Raw genomic sequence first — 15,011 nt, 5'->3', positions numbered from 1 at the left:
TCAGCGCAAAAAGGCCAGGGCTTCGGCAAGCAACAGTTCGGGGACTTCTTCGGCAAGGTAATGGCCGGCGGGCAATGCCTGACCGCTGACGCTGGTCGCCACCTGCTGCCATTCCTTGAGCGGATTGAAGCAACGGCCGACCGTGCCTTCGGCGCCCCACAACACGCGCAGTGGCAGATTCAGGTGATGCCCGGCGGCGATGTCGGCGCGGTCGTGCTCAAGGTCGATGCCGGCGCTGGCGCGATAGTCCTCGCAGATACCACGGGCGCTGCCCGGTTGTTGCAGGCAACGCAGGTATTCATTGAAGGCTGCATCGGTAAACGGCTTGAGTCCGGCGCTGCGGCTGCCCATCACGCTGCGCAAATACGCTTCGGGATCGGCTTCGAGCAAGGTCTCCGGCAGTGGCGCCGGACGGATCAGGAAAAACCAGTGCCAATACGCGCGGGCGAAGGCTTCGTTGGTCTGCGCGTACATCGATAGGGTCGGCGCGATGTCGAGCAGCATCATGCGCCGCACGACGGCGGGGTGGTCGAGCGCGAGGCGATGGGCGACTCGTGCGCCACGGTCGTGGGCGAGAATCGAAAACTGCGCGAAGCCCAGCGACTGCATCAGCTCGACATTGTCGCGGGCCATTTCGCGTTTCGAGTAATTAATGTGCAACTCATCGGCCGCCGGGCGACTGCTGTCACCGTAACCGCGCAGGTCGGCGGCGACCACGGTGAAGTGTTCGGCCAATTGTTCGGCAATCTTGTGCCAGATCACGTGGGTCTGCGGGTGGCCGTGCAACAGCAGCAGGCCGGGGCCGCTGCCGCCGAGGCGGTAGGCGATGTCGACGCCGTTGACGTGGCGCTGATCTTTGCGGAATCCGGCAAACATCGGGCTGATCCTTGTTCAGGGTTCTGGTTGGCTGCATCCTGAAATCGTCCGGCGTTTGCGGCAAGGGGCAAAGCGTGGTGGGCAGGTTCATGAAGTGTGTTGATGAGGTTTTTCATTGTCTGTGCCGGCCCCTTCGCGAGCAAGCTCGCTCCCACAGTTGGAATGCGTTCCCCTGTAGGCCTTCGCCTGCTCGCGATAGCGCCATTGCAGACACTGCAACTCTCAACCCTGCTGAAACATCTCCATCGCCCGCTGCTTGATCTGCTCTTCAGTCAGATCTTCCTTGCGCGTGGCCAGAAACCACAGATGCCCATACGGATCCTTCAACGTCCCGCTGCGATCACCGTAAAACTGATCCTTGACCTCGGATATCGTCGTCGCGCCGGCATCCAGCGCTCGTTGAAACGACTTGTCGACATCGGTCACATACAAATGCAAACCAACCGAAACTGCTTGGTCCGGGTTGCTCAACGGCCCCTGATCGCACGGCGAGCCGAGCATGATCGCGCTGTCGCCAATGCGCAGTTCGGCGTGGCCGATGCCGCCGTCGGGCATGGCCAAACGCATGACTTCGGTCGCGCCGAAGGCTTTTTTATAGAAGTCGATGGCCTCGGCGGCTTTGTGGATGCCGAGGTACGGGGTAATGCTGTGATACCCCTCGGGAATGGGTTTGACGCTCATGACGTTCTCCCTGACTTTTTGTTCTATGAGATGTGGCTCCACCGGATTTGTGGAAGATTCACTATAGAACTGTCCTCGCCGTGCAAATTTTTGCCCGACGAGCGTCAGTCTTTGGGAAAGTGCGGCCCTGGCCCCTGTTCACCCAGTACATCGCCCTGATTGCGCAGCGGGCAGGCCTCCATCGACAAACACCCGCAACCGATGCAGCCATTGAGCCGGTCGCGCAGTAGCATCAACTGCTCGATCCGTTCGTCCAGTTCCCGTCGCCATTGCTCCGAGAGGAGTTTCCAGTCTGCTGCCGTCGGCGCACGATCATCCGGGAGAATTTTCAGCGCCTCGCCAATTTCCGCCAATGGAATCCCCAGCCGCTGCGCAACCTTGATCAAGGCCACCCGGCGCAGCACTTCGCGCGGATAGCGCCGCTGGTTGCCGGCGTTGCGCTGGCTCTTGATCAGGCCTTTGGATTCATAAAAGTGCAGGGCGGTGACGGCTACACCACTGCGTGCGGCGACTTCACCGACGGTGAGTTGCTTGTGCACGGTTTCCTTGGTGATCATTGCAAAAATGCTCTTGACCTTGACTTAACTAGAGGTTTTACCCTGCAGCCCTTCGAGTCGCAAGGCTCGTCTTACGATGAGTGGGGGCTTTCCATGAACAACCGCAGTTTTACCCAATTGATCGAATTTGAAATCGAACCCCGACAGCAACCCGCCCTGGTCACTGCGCTATCAATGCAGACCGAGCGCCTGGCTCAGCGCCACGACGGTTTTGTCAGCGCCAGCGTGCAAGCCAGCGATGACGGCCGGCGCGTGTTGAGTTTTCTGCAATGGCAGACCCGCGAGGCGGGGGAGGCGGCATTTCGCAGCTTCGAGAGTGGCGAACAGGATTTCTGGCAACTGATCCACACCCATCAGGCGAAAACCGTGACCTTCAATTCGTTCCAGGTGCTGAGCAGCATCGCCCGCAGTCACGACGATGCGCTGCACTGCAACCTGGTCGGTTAGATCGATAACTGGATCAAACGCTCACCTTGCAGGTTTTCCGTGAGTCGCCGCTTGTTCACTGCCAGTTCGCCGATTTTGATCAAACGCGTGCGGGTGACGTTGCGGCTCAGACCGAGCAATGCCGCAGTGTGCACCTGGTTGTAATGGCAAAAGCGATACGCCGCGCGCAGCAAAGCGTCTTCGACCTTCTCGTGCAACGCGCCGGCTTGTTGCGCAAACAGTTTTTGAAAGGCCTGTTCCAGCAGCGCCTCCGGTGAATCGTCAGTGCCGGCATGATCGTCGGGGCGTTCGATGCGCAGGTTCGACAGGCGCAGATCGTCGCGTTCGATCACGCCGTTGCGGCAGATCAGCAACGTGTGATGGATGACGTTTTCCAGCTCGCGAATATTGCCCGGCCAACTGTAAGCGCGCAGCTTGTGCTCGGCGCCGGGGCTGATACTCACGCGTCCATAGCCGAGGCGCTGACTGTAGGCTTCGATGAAGTGACGAGTGAGCGGGAGGATATCGCCGGGACGCTCGCGCAACGGGCTCAGTTCCAGATTGACCACGTTGAGGCGGTAATACAGATCCTCACGAAAGTTGCCGGCATTGATGGCTTTTTCCAGTTGCACGTTGGTTGCCGCCAGTACCCGTACGTCGATGGGTATGCTTTTGCGCGAGCCGAGCCGCACCACTTCGCGCTCCTGCAAAACCCGCAGCAACTTCACCTGAATCGCCATCGGCAGATCGCCGATCTCATCGAGAAACAAGGTGCCGCCGTCCGCTTCCTCGAACCATCCGGCCTTGGCGCTCAGCGCACCGGTGAACGCGCCTTTTTCATGACCGAACAACTCCGCTTCCACCAACGATTCGGAAAACGCCCCGCAATTGACCGCAATAAACGGCCGATGACGGCGATTGCTCAGGTTATGAATATGCCGCGCCACCAGCTCTTTGCCAGTCCCGGTTTCGCCGATGATCAGCACACTCGCTTCACTCGGCGCGACCTGTTGCAAATGCGCAAGCAGGGCCTGGGACTTCGGGTCTTCGAAGACCTGCGCGGTGGCGCGGATCGACGTGGCGAGCGCGGGGGAGGGCGGTAGGGTCAGCAGTTGCATGGGCTCGTCCTTCTTTTCAGTTCAAATGCAGGCAGGTCAGGAATAGAAGGTCGGCACCGGCAGCGACTGATTCAGCGCCCAGTCGCCCAGCTCATGGAGTTTGTAATCCAGCGGGTCGTGCAAAGTTTGCGTGCGCAGGTTGCGCCAGTGGCGGTCGAGGCGCAGGGAGGCGTGGGTCGAACGCGCGCCGGTCACTTCGAACAAACGGCTGCAAATTTCCAGTCCCTGACGGCTGGCAGCGACTTTGGCGGTGGCAATCGCGGTGGCGACATGGCCGCGCTCTTCGGCGCTGAGATTCGCGCCTTTGGCCCAGGCCTCATCGAGCAATGCCGCCGCGCGTTCGACCAACAGACGAATGCCTTCCAGCGCCACCCAGAACTCGCCGTAATGCGCGAGCACGTACGGATCTTCACGCGCATCGCGCGCCGAGGATTTGTGCCAGAGACGGGTTTCACTGAGGGTGTACTGCCGCGCCTCTTCGAAAGCACCTTCGGCAATCCCGAGAAACATATGCGTGAACGTCAGTTGCGCAATCAACGGTCGCAAGCAAGCGAACGGCGTGCTCAGCGGACCGGGATCGAGGAGCAGTTCCGACTCTTCAACGCGCACCCGTTCAAACGTGGCGCTGCCGCTGTCGGTCTGGCGCTGGCCGATGTTGTTCCAGTCGTTGTGCAGGGTGATGCCACTGCGCCCGCTGGGAATCGCCGCGATCAGCAACTTGCCGCCGGCGCTTTCATCGACGGCGGAGGCGATCAGCATCTGTGAATCGCTGGCGCCGGAACAGAAGCTTTTCTTTCCGGAAAATTCGCGCCAGCCGCCGAGATCCTTGACCACGGTGCGGGTGTCGAGCGGGTTGAGCGCATTGCCCCAGAACCAGTTCTGCCGCGCGGTCTGTTCGAACCACGGCTGCCATTGTTCCGGTCGCGAGAACAGGCGCACGGTGGCGAGCATCAAATGATGAAAGCCGAAAACGTGGGCGATCGAACTATCGACCTTGGCGAACTCGCGAACGACTTGCAGGGTTTCGCTCCAGCTCGCGCCGAGGCCGCCGTAGCGGGTGGGAATGCTCAGGGCCAGCAGGCCGCTGTCACGCAGTGCATCGCGCTCGGCCTTCGGCGTGCCGCCACGCTCGTCACGCTCGACGGCGGTCAGGGCAAACTCGGCGGCCAGTTGGCGGGCGGTCTGCAGCGGGGATAACAAAGTACTTTGCGGTTTGGCGGTCACACCAACACTCCTGAATTCACTCAGCCGGTGTAGGAGCTGCCGCAGGCTGCGATCTTTTTAAGATCAAAAGATCGCAGCCTGCGGCAGCTCCTACACAATAGATCCGGTTTATGCCGAGGCTTTTGTGGGCAGCACATCATTGGCAATCATTTCGCCAAACGGCCCGGTCAGATTGGTCACGCCACGCCCGGCCAGACTCGCGTAAGGCTCGGGCAGCAACGGGAACACCAACTCGGCAAAGCGGTAAGCCTCTTCCAGGTGCGGGTAACCGGAGAAGATGAAACTCTCGATGCCCAGATCCGCGTATTCCTTGATCCGCGCCGCAACTTGTTGCGGATCGCCGACCAATGCCGTCCCGGCACCGCCGCGCACCAGGCCGACACCGGCCCACAGGTTGGGGGCAATTTCGAGGTTGTCGCGACGGCCATCGTGCAACGCCGCCATGCGCCGCTGGCCTTCGGAGTCGAACCGCGAGAAAGACTTCTGCGCCGCTTCAATGGTCTCGTCGCTGATGTGTTCGATCAGTTTGTCCGCGGCTTTCCAGGCCTCTTCGGCGGTCTCGCGCACGATTACATGCAGGCGAATGCCGAACTTGACCTTGCGCCCATGCCGCGCCGCGCGTTCGCGCACATCGGCGAGTTTTTCCGCGACGGCGGCCGGTGGTTCGCCCCAAGTCAGATAGACGTCGACCTGTTCGGCGGCCAGATCATGCGCCGCATCGGAGGAGCCGCCAAAGTACAGTGGCGGATAGGGTTTTTGCACCGGCGGATACAGCGCTTTGGCGTTCTGCACCTTCAGGTGTTTGCCGTCGAAATCCACTGCCTCGCCCTGTAACACGCGGCGCCAGATCTTCAGGAATTCATCGGTAACTTCATAGCGCTCGGCGTGGCTGAGGAAACTGCCGTCGCCACGGTTTTCATCCGGATCGCCGCCGGTCACGACGTTGATCAACAAGCGCCCGTTGGACAGTCGATCAAGGGTAGCGGCCATGCGCGCCGATACCGTCGGCGAAATGATCCCCGGACGGATCGCCACCAGATAACGCAGACGCTCGGTCAACGGCACCAGCGCCGAGGCGATGACCCACGAGTCTTCGCAGGAGCGCCCGGTGGGAATCAGTACGCCGTGGTAGCCGAGGCTGTCAGCCGCTTGGGCGACTTGTTTCAAATAGTTGAGCGTGACCGGGCGTGCGCCTTGGGTGGTGCCCAGATAGTGGCCGTCGCCGTGGGTCGGCAGGAACCAGAAAACATCCATGAACGGCTCCTCAGGCGATTTTCAGCAAGGGTTTGATTTGTGTGGCGAACAGCGGCGCCGCGCGTTCGGCGGCCAGACGGATGCGCGCCTTCAATAGTTCGCTGGTGATCTGGTAATCGGCGAAGTCGGCTTCAGTGGCGTACACGCCGATCGGCAAGGTCATGGCCTGGAAGAAGCTGAACAGCGGGCGCAACTGGTGATCGAGGACCAGCGCATGGCGTTCGCTGCCGCCGGTTGCGGCCAGCAGCACCGGCGTGTCGATCAGTGCGTTGAGGTCGATCAGGTCGAACAAATGCTTGAGCAGGCCCGGGTAGGAACCGCGATAAACCGGCGCGGCAACGATCAGCAGATCGGCCTGTTCAATGGCCTGCAACTCGGCTTCAACCTCGGCACTGAGCTCCTGACGCGACAGCGCGCCGCCGAGCGGCCGAGCGATATCACCGAGTTCGATCAAATGGCTTTCGATGGTCAAGTGCCCGGCCAGTTCGGCGAGCAAGGCCTGGGTCAGCACCAGAGTGCGCGACGGACGCCAGGTGCCGCCGGAGAGGGCGACGACTTTCAGGGGACGCGACATGATCAGTTCCTTTTTTCAACAGTTGCTCAGCGAGCAGTGAATGAGTCACCGGGTCTGAGCAAACGCTGTACCAATTCCTGGAAGCCCCGGTTTAAAAGGCGTTGAGCGTCAGCGTGGCGTTCGCCCCTGTGAGTAGCGGGGCGCTTTGCTGATTCAGTGTTGGCTGAGCAACAGTTGCTGGAGCAACAGTGCGCAGCGCATGGATGGAGTTATAAAGGCAGTTTGTTATTCCGTAAAAGAACGTTAATTGATATTTATAGATCGTTAGGAGATATGCGGCATTTTGTGTCGAATTCCTGATAGCCACTATTGAAAGCGTTGATTTCTGCGTGAGCGTGCCCGGGCGTAGCCTTTGTCCATCGACTCCCCATTGCTCGCCAGGACGCTCCCATGAATCGTTTACTGACTGTTTCCCTGTTGCTCGCTGTCTCCGTGCTCGCCGGTTGTGCCGGACATGTTTCGCCGGAGCTGCGCCCTTACACCGATGAAGAATCCCGCGAATTGGCGATGGAAGCACTGAACCGCAGCGGCTTGTCTTTCGATGAATACCACGCGAAAAAAGCCCAACTGCTCGGTCAGACCCGGTTCGACAAAAAAGCTGAAATGAGCGCCGAACGTGCCGTACAGCTGCACGGTCGTCCTAGCTGAAAACAAACTGTACTGCTGGAAGTTTTACCCAACTGTCCGTGGGCTTGCCGGGCGGCGTGGGATAGGGTCAACACCTGAATGACCCTGATGGATTGCCTGCCATGAACCTCTCGCTTGACCTGCGGTTGGGCTTTGCCCTGTTTGCCCTTGTCACCTCGATTACGCCGGGGCCGAACAACACCATGTTGCTGGCATCGGGGGTGAATTTTGGCTTCAACCGCACCATCCCGCATATGCTCGGAATTACCTGTGGCTTTTTCGTTCTGGTGGTGGCCGTGGGCTTTGGCCTCGGCGCGGTGTTTCAGACCTACCCGATTCTCTATACGGTTCTGCGCTATGTCGGCGCGGCGTATCTGCTGTATCTGGCGTGGAAAATCGCTCACTCGGGGCCTGTCGGCGACAGCGCCGAAGGCGAGGCGAAGCCGATCAGCTATCTCGGCGCCGCTGCCTTTCAGTGGGTCAATCCCAAAGCCTGGATCATGGCCATCGGCGCCATCAGCACGTACACGCCGATGCAGGGCTACTTCACCAATGTCGTGGTGATTGCTGCAGTGTTCGCCATCATCAACCTGCCGAGCGTCGGCGTCTGGGCCGCCTGCGGGACGTTGTTGCGCAATGTGCTGAAGGATCCGCGCTGGTTGCGCGTGTTCAACTGGGGCATGGCCGCATTGCTGGTGATTTCGCTGTACCCGTTACTTCTCGAAAGCTTTAGCTGACGCATCGCTTCAACCGCAGGCCGGATGCCTGTTAAGCTCGGCTTCAGGAGCGTTCCTACGCACTTTTAAATGAAGTTGTTCTTCTTTAACGGCATCCGATCAGGTATTGATGACGCTCTCGAACCGACGCGCAGCTCACAAGGCTGCGCCGTGCCGTTTGCAGACACGAGCCTCCTGATCCCGGAACACGCTCTGCGAGTCTTTTATGAACACACGTCCGTTGTATTTCGATTACGCCGCCACCACCCCGGTTGACGAGCGGGTCATCCAGGTGATGATCGAGTGTCTGGGGTTTCACGGTAATTTTGGCAACCCGGCTTCCAGCTCCCATGCGTTTGGCCAGCAGGCCCGGCAGACGGTCGAGCAGGCCCGCGGGCAGGTCGCCGAACTGGTGGGCGCGCAAGCCCAGCAGATTGTCTGGACCTCCGGTGCCACCGAGTCCAATAACCTCGCCCTCAAAGGCGTAGCTCAGGCGCGCGGGGTATCCGGCGGCCACATCATCACCAGCCAGATTGAACACAAAGCGATCCTCGATACCGCCCGCCAATTGCAGGACGCCGGCATCGCCGTAACCTATCTGGTGCCGGACGCCAATGGCCTGATCACCCCGCAAGCAGTCAGTGAAGCCATGCGTGAGGACACCTTTCTGGTGTCGCTGATGCTGGTCAACAACGAGTTGGGCACGGTCAACGATGTTCAAGCAATTGGCGATGTGGTGCGCAGTCGCGAGGCGTTGTTCCATGTCGACGCGGCGCAAGGCGCCGGTAAAGTGGCCATCGATCTGCAGCAATGGCCAGTGGATCTGATGTCGTTTTCGGCGCACAAACTTTACGGCCCCAAAGGCATCGGCGCGCTGTACGTCGGCCCACGCGCGCAACAGCGTTTACAGGCGCAGATTCATGGCGGTGGGCACGAGGGCGGCTTGCGCTCCGGAACCTTGGCGACGCACCAGATTGCCGGCATGGGCGCAGCGTTTGCCTTGGCCGCCGAGGCCTTCGAGGCCGAGAAAAAAACCATCGTCGAATTGCGTGAGCGCTTGCTCGAGCAACTGCTCAGCCTGCCGGGCGTCCGTCTCAATGGCTGCGCCACTCAACGCATCCCGCACACCTTGAGCCTGACCTTCAGCGAAGGCGAATTCAACAGCGCGGCGTTGAGTCATTCGATCGCGTTTTCCGCGACCTCGGCCTGCAACTCGGCGAGTAATGCGCCATCCCACGTGTTGTTGGCGCTGGGACACGACGCACATCTGGCCGGTCGCACCATTCGGCTGAGCCTCGGCCGCTTCACCACCGCCGAAGATATCGACAAGGCTGTTCAACTGATCAAGACCGCCTGCGCCAGTGCTCCGGCATTCTGGGCGACAGGGCTTTAAACGAGCCGCCCCAACGGCTACGAACAATAACGATGAAGTGATTAGCAGGAGACATGATGAGTACCCAGACCTCGACCGACGGATCGGTGCCCCAGCGCCTGGCGCACACCCGCGAACTGATGTGCCGCGAAGGCATTCACGCACTGCTGGTGCCGTCCGCCGACCCGCATTTGTCGGAGTATCTGCCGGGTTACTGGCAGGGCCGGCAGTGGTTGTCGGGCTTCCATGGTTCGGTTGGCACTTTGATTGTCACCGCTGATTTCGCCGGCGTCTGGGCCGACAGTCGTTACTGGGAACAGGCGACCAAGGAGCTCAAGGGCAGCGGCATTGAACTGGTCAAATTGCAACCGGGTCAGCCGAGCCCGCTGGACTGGCTGGCCGAGAAGACACCGGAAGGTGGCGTGGTCGCGGTTGACGGTGCGGTGATGGCCGTGGCATCGGCGCGTACCCTGAGCAGCAAACTGGAAGCACGCGGTGCACGTCTGCGTACCGACATCGATCTGCTGCAAGAAGTCTGGAGTGATCGTCCAAGCCTGCCGAATGCACCGATCTATCAGCATCTGCCACCACAAGCGACGGTCAGCCGTGGCGAAAAACTCGCCAAACTGCGCGAAACCTTGCAAGAGCGGGGCGCTGACTGGCATTTCATCGCCACCCTGGATGACATTGCCTGGCTGTTCAACCTGCGCGGCGGCGATGTGTCGTTCAACCCGGTGTTTGTTTCATTTGCGTTGATCGGTCAGCAGCAGGCCACTTTGTTCGTAGCGTTGAGCAAGGTTGACGCGGATTTGCGCGCGGTGCTCGAGACGGACGGCGTGACGCTGCGTGATTACAGCGAAGTCGCCGATGCCCTACGTGCCGTGCCGAGTGGCGCGAGCCTGCTGGTGGACCCGGCGCGAGTGACCAGCGGTTTGCTGGATAACCTCGACAGCGGTGTGAAACTGGTCGAAGGCTTGAACCCGACCACGTTGGCCAAGTCGCAGAAAAGTGAAGCCGATGCTCGGCACATCCGCCAAGCGATGGAGCAGGACGGCGCCGCGCTGTGCGAGTTTTTTGCCTGGCTGGAATCGGCCTGGGGCCGCGAGCGCATTACCGAACTGACCATCGACGAGAAGCTCACGGCTGCTCGCGAGCGTCGTCCGGATTATGTCTCGCTGAGCTTCAACACCATCGCCGCGTTCAACGCCAATGGCGCGATGCCGCATTACCACGCGACCGAAGAAGAACACGCAGTCATCGAGGGTGACGGCTTGCTGCTGATCGACTCGGGCGGCCAATACCTGGGCGGCACCACGGATATCACGCGGATGGTGCCGGTCGGTACACCGACCGAAGAGCAGAAGCGCGATTGCACGCGGGTGTTGAAGGGCGTGATTGCCCTGTCGCGAGCGCAGTTCCCGAAAGGCATTCTGTCGCCGCTGCTGGACGCCATTGCCCGCGCGCCGATCTGGGCCGACAGCGTGGATTACGGTCATGGCACCGGTCACGGTGTTGGCTACTTCCTCAACGTTCACGAGGGGCCACAGGTCATTGCCTACCAGGCCGCGCCTGCGCCGCAAACGGCCATGCAGCCGGGGATGATTACTTCGATCGAGCCAGGCACCTACCGTCCGGGTCGTTGGGGCGTGCGTATCGAGAACCTGGCGATGAATCGCGAGGCGGGCAGCAGCGAATTCGGTGAGTTCCTCAAGTTTGAAACCTTGACGCTGTGCCCGATCGACACGCGTTGCCTGCTGCCGGCGCTGCTGACGGAGGAAGAGAAACAGTGGTTCAACGACTACCACGCGCAAGTGCGTGAGCGCTTGAGTCCATTGCTTGAGGGTGCTGCGCTGGAATGGTTGAATACCCGCACTGTCGCTATCTGATCCGTTGCAATTCAGGCGCTGTTAGCAGCGCCTGAATGATCGCTTAGCCTTGGCGCAAGGCTTCCTCAACGAAGTCGAGCCGATCCTGGCCGAAGAACAGCTGATTGCCGATAAACATACTGGGTGCCCCGAACACACCGCGTTTAACCGCGATTTCGGTGTTCTCCTTGAGCTTTGCTTTGACGGATTCGTCATTGGTCAGCGCTAACACTTCCTGCGGATCGAAGCCGTGTTCGCTCAGCACGGCGGCGACGGTAGCGGGGTCGTCGAGGCTGCATCCTTCAACCCATAGCGCCGTGAACAGACAATCGATAAACGCCTGAAAGCGTGCTGGTTGGCGCAACTGGATGCCGGTAACCGCAAGCATCAACATCAGAGTGTTGATCGGGAAATGCGGATTGAATTTCAGCGGCACCCCGTAGCGTTTCGCGTAGCGGTCCAGATCCTCAAACATATACCGACCCTTCGCCGGAATCATCGCCGGGGATGCGTTGCCGGTTGCCTTGAATACACCACCGAGCAACATTGGAACGTAGATCAGCTCACTGCCCGTCGCGGCGCAGATCTTTGGTAATTGGGTGTAGGCCAGGTAGGTGGCAGGGCTGCCAAGGTCGAAATAGAACTCCACGGTTTTGGTCATTTTCGCGTCTCTGTCGTTATTGTTATGGAGGGCTTACCAGCGTTCGTTCCAGGGACGCAGGTCCAGCTCGAACGTCCAGGCATCCCGTGGCTGACTGTGCAGATACCAGTAGTTCTCGGCGATGTGCTCGGGATTGAGTATGCCATCCTGATCTTTGGTGGCGTACTTCTCGGGGAAACTGTTGCGAATGAAATCGGTGTCAATGGCGCCGTCGACCACCACATGGGCGACGTGGATGTTCATTGGCCCCAGTTCCCGCGCCATGCTTTGCGCCAGTGCGCGAATACCGTGCTTGGCGCCGGCGAATGCGGCGAATCCGGAAGCGCCGCGAAGTCCGGCGGTGGCACCGGTGAAAAGAATCGTGCCGCGATTGCGCGTGACCATGCGTTTGGCCACTTCACGAGCATTGAGGAAACCGGAGAAACAGGCCATTTCCCAAATCTTGAAATACTTGCGCGCGGTTTCTTCAAGAATGCTGCACGGCACGTTGGCGCCGATATTGAACACAAAGGCTTCGATCGGACCGACGCGAGTTTCGATGTCTTCAATCAGCGCGGTGACGTCTTCTTCCTTGCGCGCATCGCAGGCAAAGCCGTGGGCTTCGCCGCCTTCAGCCTTGATCGCGTGCACCAGTGGCTGCAATTTGTCGGCGCTGCGGCGGGTGACGCAGGCTATGAATCCTTCCTTGGCAAAACGCTTGGCAATCGCGCCGCCCGTGGCATCACCAGCGCCGACAACCAATACGACCTTCTTGTTATTCATGGGTGAGCCCCTTTATCAAACGATCGTTAAGTGAACGAACGTTATGCTAGGATCCAGACAACGTCAAGGCAGTCGATTCGAGGGCAAATACATGCGTTACTCCGCCAATCACAAGCTGGAAACCCGGGAAAAGCTATTGCAGAGCAGCGCGCTGTCAGCAAAGCGCTCCGGGTTTTCCACGGTGGGCGTCGATGGTTTGATGAAGGCTATTGGATTGAGCGGTGCGGCGTTTTACAGCCACTTTTCGTCGAAAGATGCGTTGTTCACTGCCATTGTCGAGCGAGAGTTATGTCAAAGCCTCGAGCGACTGGGAGGCGAGGGCGCGAAGGATCGTGAGCGTCTGGAGCGCTGTCTTAAACATTATTTGAATATGGCCCATGTTGAGCAGCCTGAATCGGGTTGCGCGTTGCCGGCCTTGGGCGCGGAAATCGCCCGTTCTGATATCCAGGTGCGTGAGCAGGCCGAGCTGTGGATCTGCCGGCTTCAGGAAAGTTGGGCGCAGATACTCGAGAGTGACAGCGTGGCATGGTCAGTGCTGTCGCAATGCGTTGGTGCGTTGGTGGTGGCGCGTATGCTGGCCACACCGGACATCCAGCGGGTGGTGCTGACGTCCAGCCATGACGAGATCTGCCGCCAGATCGCCAGGCAGCCGTGATCTATTTGCAGATGACGATCATGCTACGGCTGGTATAACCAGCGGGATTGAGGCCGAATGGATAGTCGCCGGGCTCCTCCACGGAGTCTCCTGACTTGGCAATGACCTTATAGCCCTTGGGTGCGCAGGCGTTGGCAGCGCTGGTATAGCACTGGTCCCAAGAGGACGAGAGCCCCGAACAGTTGATATGCAGTCCTTTCTTACCGTGTTTTACCTGGGTTTTCGAAGTCGCCGCGCAGCCCGCGATTGCGAGTACGGCGATCAGTATCAAAATTCGTTTCATTCCCGTCCTTATAGCGGCCGCGAGTCTACGCTCGGGTCTGCCTGTATTCGCTTGCGCTTTAAGCGTTTTGAAATCCCTGTCCGAAAAAATCCATGCCTGGCATTGGGTTGCGGGCCTAAACATGGCCTATATGAACGCCAAATACCAGACCTTCGTCAAATCCTGTTTCAATCTGCCGCAATGGCAGGCTTGGCGGTGCTGCCCATAGTCAGGGTTGCGCCGACGGAGGCCAGAATAATGCACAGGATCGCCATCCATTGTGACAGCGTGAGGTATTCCTGGAGAAACAGCAGGCCGGAGAGCGCACCGAACGCCGGTTCGATGCTCATCAGTGTGCCGAAGGTGCGTGCAGGCATGCGAGTGAGTGCAACCATTTCCAGGGTATAGGGAAGGGCAGTGGACAGGATGGCGACGCCGATGGCAATCGGAATCAGCGAAGGCGTCAATAGCGCGGCGCCGGCGTGCACTATGCCAATGGGAGCCACGAACAACGCCGCGATCATCACGCCTAACGCCGCAGTCGTGACCCCGTTGTCAGCACCGGCCTTCTGGCCGAACAGAATGTACAGTGCCCAGCAGACGCCAGCCGCCAATGCATAGCCGGCACCCACCAGATCGATTCCGGCGGTTGTTGCTCCTGTAGGTATCAACAATAGCAACCCTGCAGCGGCCAGACCGATCCAGAGAAAGTCGATAGCGCGCCGGGAGGCGTAGATAGCGACTGCCAGCGGGCCAGTGAACTCAAGAGCAACGGCGATGCCCAGTGGAACTGTGCGCAATGACATATAGAAAAGGAAATTCATGCCGCCCAACGCCATGCCGTAGACGATGACCGTACGTAACGACTTGGCTGTCAGCTTCGCTCGCCATGGACGCAGCAACAACAGCATGATCACGCTGGCGAAGATTAGCCGCAGAGTGGTCGTACCCTGAGCGCCGACCACCGGGAACATGCTTTTTGCCAAGGATGCGCCGGACTGGATTGATGCCATGGCGATCAATAGCAGGCCAACCGGAAACAGCATTGAGGCAATCGAGCGGGGTTGGTCATTCATTACGCGGCATCGTCCAAGGTAAGAGCTGGGTATTATTTTGGGTGTTGAGCAATATACTGCGCATTCGCGAACGATGCGTCTATATATAAGCAGGCTTTTCAATGGTTTTGATAAAAAACGGAATTAACGGTTGACGGCAGATTTCAGATGTCTATAATTCGCCCCACTTCCGGCGCAGTCGAAACGGAAAACTACTTGAGATTCAATGAGTTATGTAAGTTTCGGCAGCAGGTAGCTTCAGGTCATCGAAGCCAAAAGGAAGTTGAAAAAGAGGTGTTGACAGCAGCGTGTAACGCTGTAGAATT

At 59.4% G+C, this 15,011-nt stretch carries 17 protein-coding genes; 6 read left to right on the top strand and 11 right to left on the bottom strand.

The genetic code is table 11. The features are described 5' to 3' along the window. The 3 genes from GTU76_RS08205 to soxR form a co-directional block, all read right to left on the bottom strand. Nucleotides 1-876 carry an alpha/beta fold hydrolase gene (locus tag GTU76_RS08205; protein WP_180698405.1) on the bottom strand — a complete coding sequence of 292 codons (876 nt, stop codon included), beginning with the start codon at nucleotides 874-876 and terminating at the stop codon, nucleotides 1-3. A 222-nt stretch (nucleotides 877-1,098) separates the two neighbouring features. Beyond that, nucleotides 1,099-1,557: a VOC family protein gene (locus GTU76_RS08200; protein WP_016985426.1), complete on the bottom strand. Its 459-nt coding sequence runs from the start codon at nucleotides 1,555-1,557 to the stop codon at nucleotides 1,099-1,101. Between the two features lie 104 nt (nucleotides 1,558-1,661). Beyond that, on the bottom strand, nucleotides 1,662-2,114 hold the full coding sequence (gene soxR / locus GTU76_RS08195) for a redox-sensitive transcriptional activator SoxR (protein WP_180698404.1): 453 nt from the start codon (nucleotides 2,112-2,114) through the stop codon (nucleotides 1,662-1,664). A gap of 93 nt (nucleotides 2,115-2,207) precedes the next feature. Here soxR and GTU76_RS08190 point away from each other — a divergent pair, with 93 nt between their 5' ends. After that, complete coding sequence (locus GTU76_RS08190) at nucleotides 2,208-2,561, top strand: antibiotic biosynthesis monooxygenase (RefSeq protein ID WP_180698403.1); 354 nt, start codon at nucleotides 2,208-2,210, stop codon at nucleotides 2,559-2,561. On the opposite strand, the gene GTU76_RS08185 is transcribed toward GTU76_RS08190, so the two are convergent. The 4 genes from GTU76_RS08185 to msuE all read right to left on the bottom strand — a co-directional run bounded on the left by GTU76_RS08185 (nucleotide 2,558) and on the right by msuE (nucleotide 6,710). After that, a complete protein-coding gene (locus tag GTU76_RS08185; RefSeq protein ID WP_016985423.1) occupies nucleotides 2,558-3,658 on the bottom strand; it encodes a sigma-54 interaction domain-containing protein in 1,101 nt (366 codons plus the stop codon). The genes GTU76_RS08190 and GTU76_RS08185 overlap by 4 nt on opposite strands. 36 nt (nucleotides 3,659-3,694) lie before the next feature. Then, nucleotides 3,695-4,882 (bottom strand): acyl-CoA dehydrogenase family protein, encoded by a 1,188-nt coding sequence (locus GTU76_RS08180; protein WP_180698402.1) that lies wholly within the window; start codon nucleotides 4,880-4,882, stop codon nucleotides 3,695-3,697. A 108-nt stretch (nucleotides 4,883-4,990) separates the two neighbouring features. After that, complete coding sequence (gene ssuD / locus GTU76_RS08175) at nucleotides 4,991-6,136, bottom strand: FMNH2-dependent alkanesulfonate monooxygenase (protein ID WP_007949711.1); 1,146 nt, start codon at nucleotides 6,134-6,136, stop codon at nucleotides 4,991-4,993. Nucleotides 6,137-6,146: 10 nt separating this feature from the next. Continuing rightward, on the bottom strand, nucleotides 6,147-6,710 hold the full coding sequence (msuE, locus tag GTU76_RS08170; protein ID WP_016985421.1) for an FMN reductase: 564 nt from the start codon (nucleotides 6,708-6,710) through the stop codon (nucleotides 6,147-6,149). Between the two features lie 390 nt (nucleotides 6,711-7,100). On the opposite strand from msuE, the gene GTU76_RS08165 reads away from it, so the two are divergent. From GTU76_RS08165 to GTU76_RS08150, 4 genes are all read left to right on the top strand, one after another. Then, on the top strand, nucleotides 7,101-7,358 hold the full coding sequence (locus GTU76_RS08165; protein WP_016985420.1) for a hypothetical protein: 258 nt from the start codon (nucleotides 7,101-7,103) through the stop codon (nucleotides 7,356-7,358). A 101-nt stretch (nucleotides 7,359-7,459) separates the two neighbouring features. Continuing rightward, nucleotides 7,460-8,074 carry a LysE family translocator gene (locus tag GTU76_RS08160; RefSeq protein WP_180698401.1) on the top strand — a complete coding sequence of 205 codons (615 nt, stop codon included), beginning with the start codon at nucleotides 7,460-7,462 and terminating at the stop codon, nucleotides 8,072-8,074. Nucleotides 8,075-8,279: 205 nt separating this feature from the next. Then, nucleotides 8,280-9,446 carry an aminotransferase class V-fold PLP-dependent enzyme gene (locus GTU76_RS08155; RefSeq protein WP_180698400.1) on the top strand — a complete coding sequence of 389 codons (1,167 nt, stop codon included), beginning with the start codon at nucleotides 8,280-8,282 and terminating at the stop codon, nucleotides 9,444-9,446. Between the two features lie 56 nt (nucleotides 9,447-9,502). After that, complete coding sequence (locus GTU76_RS08150; protein WP_180698399.1) at nucleotides 9,503-11,311, top strand: aminopeptidase P family protein; 1,809 nt, start codon at nucleotides 9,503-9,505, stop codon at nucleotides 11,309-11,311. Nucleotides 11,312-11,354: 43 nt separating this feature from the next. On the opposite strand, the gene GTU76_RS08145 is transcribed toward GTU76_RS08150, so the two are convergent. Both GTU76_RS08145 and GTU76_RS08140 read right to left on the bottom strand, forming a co-directional pair. Next, nucleotides 11,355-11,951 (bottom strand): 2-hydroxychromene-2-carboxylate isomerase, encoded by a 597-nt coding sequence (locus GTU76_RS08145; protein ID WP_180698398.1) that lies wholly within the window; start codon nucleotides 11,949-11,951, stop codon nucleotides 11,355-11,357. A 33-nt stretch (nucleotides 11,952-11,984) separates the two neighbouring features. Then, a complete protein-coding gene (locus GTU76_RS08140) occupies nucleotides 11,985-12,713 on the bottom strand; it encodes an SDR family oxidoreductase (protein WP_175553665.1) in 729 nt (242 codons plus the stop codon). Between the two features lie 91 nt (nucleotides 12,714-12,804). Here GTU76_RS08140 and GTU76_RS08135 point away from each other — a divergent pair, with 91 nt between their 5' ends. Further along, complete coding sequence (locus GTU76_RS08135; RefSeq protein ID WP_175553666.1) at nucleotides 12,805-13,368, top strand: TetR/AcrR family transcriptional regulator; 564 nt, start codon at nucleotides 12,805-12,807, stop codon at nucleotides 13,366-13,368. Between the two features lies 1 nt (nucleotide 13,369). On the opposite strand, the gene GTU76_RS08130 is transcribed toward GTU76_RS08135, so the two are convergent. Then, complete coding sequence (locus tag GTU76_RS08130; RefSeq protein WP_016985413.1) at nucleotides 13,370-13,651, bottom strand: hypothetical protein; 282 nt, start codon at nucleotides 13,649-13,651, stop codon at nucleotides 13,370-13,372. 167 nt (nucleotides 13,652-13,818) lie between these two features. Further along, nucleotides 13,819-14,706, bottom strand: a complete 888-nt coding sequence (rhtA, locus tag GTU76_RS08125; protein WP_016985412.1) for a threonine/homoserine exporter RhtA — start codon at nucleotides 14,704-14,706, stop codon at nucleotides 13,819-13,821. Nucleotides 14,707-15,011: the final 305 nt, after the last annotated feature.

This window comes from Pseudomonas crudilactis (genome assembly GCF_013433315.1).
Lineage (GTDB): Bacteria > Pseudomonadota > Gammaproteobacteria > Pseudomonadales > Pseudomonadaceae > Aquipseudomonas > Aquipseudomonas crudilactis.
The sequence above is the reverse complement of the archived record's forward strand: the minus strand, read 5'-3'. Positions and strand labels throughout refer to the sequence as shown.

Excerpts from the sequence above, each read along its gene's own strand:
- GTU76_RS08205 (WP_180698405.1), bottom strand. The coding sequence starts at position 876 with ATGTTTGCCGGATTCCGCAAAGATCAGCGCCACGTCAACGGCGTCGAC.
- GTU76_RS08200 (WP_016985426.1), bottom strand. The coding sequence starts at position 1,557 with ATGAGCGTCAAACCCATTCCCGAGGGGTATCACAGCATTACCCCGTAC.
- soxR (WP_180698404.1), bottom strand. The coding sequence starts at position 2,114 with ATGATCACCAAGGAAACCGTGCACAAGCAACTCACCGTCGGTGAAGTC.
- GTU76_RS08190 (WP_180698403.1), top strand. The coding sequence starts at position 2,208 with ATGAACAACCGCAGTTTTACCCAATTGATCGAATTTGAAATCGAACCC.
- GTU76_RS08185 (WP_016985423.1), bottom strand. The coding sequence starts at position 3,658 with ATGCAACTGCTGACCCTACCGCCCTCCCCCGCGCTCGCCACGTCGATC.
- ssuD (WP_007949711.1), bottom strand. The coding sequence starts at position 6,136 with ATGGATGTTTTCTGGTTCCTGCCGACCCACGGCGACGGCCACTATCTG.
- msuE (WP_016985421.1), bottom strand. The coding sequence starts at position 6,710 with ATGTCGCGTCCCCTGAAAGTCGTCGCCCTCTCCGGCGGCACCTGGCGT.
- GTU76_RS08165 (WP_016985420.1), top strand. The coding sequence starts at position 7,101 with ATGAATCGTTTACTGACTGTTTCCCTGTTGCTCGCTGTCTCCGTGCTC.
- GTU76_RS08160 (WP_180698401.1), top strand. The coding sequence starts at position 7,460 with ATGAACCTCTCGCTTGACCTGCGGTTGGGCTTTGCCCTGTTTGCCCTT.
- GTU76_RS08155 (WP_180698400.1), top strand. The coding sequence starts at position 8,280 with ATGAACACACGTCCGTTGTATTTCGATTACGCCGCCACCACCCCGGTT.
- GTU76_RS08150 (WP_180698399.1), top strand. The coding sequence starts at position 9,503 with ATGAGTACCCAGACCTCGACCGACGGATCGGTGCCCCAGCGCCTGGCG.
- GTU76_RS08145 (WP_180698398.1), bottom strand. The coding sequence starts at position 11,951 with ATGACCAAAACCGTGGAGTTCTATTTCGACCTTGGCAGCCCTGCCACC.
- GTU76_RS08140 (WP_175553665.1), bottom strand. The coding sequence starts at position 12,713 with ATGAATAACAAGAAGGTCGTATTGGTTGTCGGCGCTGGTGATGCCACG.
- GTU76_RS08135 (WP_175553666.1), top strand. The coding sequence starts at position 12,805 with ATGCGTTACTCCGCCAATCACAAGCTGGAAACCCGGGAAAAGCTATTG.
- GTU76_RS08130 (WP_016985413.1), bottom strand. The coding sequence starts at position 13,651 with ATGAAACGAATTTTGATACTGATCGCCGTACTCGCAATCGCGGGCTGC.
- rhtA (WP_016985412.1), bottom strand. The coding sequence starts at position 14,706 with ATGAATGACCAACCCCGCTCGATTGCCTCAATGCTGTTTCCGGTTGGC.